At 54.9% G+C, this 439-nt stretch carries 1 protein-coding gene; it reads left to right on the forward strand.

Annotated features, from left to right (window positions below; translation table 11 throughout):
- On the forward strand, window positions 1–439 hold a 439-nt coding region (locus tag J1781_RS00250; RefSeq protein WP_238483432.1), incomplete at both ends, for a DUF2345 domain-containing protein.

Consider the following 439-nt stretch of genomic DNA (forward strand, 5'->3'; position numbering starts at 1 on the left):
TACAGCAGAAACTCGACAAACTTCAGCAAGCCGTTTTGCTTTTAAGCGCACCAAAAGGCGTCGGTATTGTCAGCGGGGACAGTATGCAATTGTACGCGCAAGACAGCCTGACGCTGACCGCCGGTAAACAGGTGGATATCGGCGCGACGAAGAAATTCACCGTCGCAGCCGGTGAGCAAATCAGCCTCTATAGCCGACAGGGCACCAAAATGTTTGCCGCCAAAGGCGACATCGACGTTCAGGCGCAGGGCGGGAAATTCACCACCTGGTCAACGGACGATACGCATATTGCCAGTGGCAAAAAAATGACGGTGACAGCACAGGACGAGCTGGTTCTGATCTGCGGCGGAGCCTACATCAAGCTGAAAGGCGGTAACGTTGAAATTGGCGGGCCGGGGAAACTGCTGGTGAAAAATGGCGGCATCGTCAAGCAGGGCTC

Origin of the sequence: Rahnella perminowiae (assembly GCF_019049695.1) — a bacterium.
Classification (GTDB): domain Bacteria; phylum Pseudomonadota; class Gammaproteobacteria; order Enterobacterales; family Enterobacteriaceae; genus Rahnella; species Rahnella perminowiae.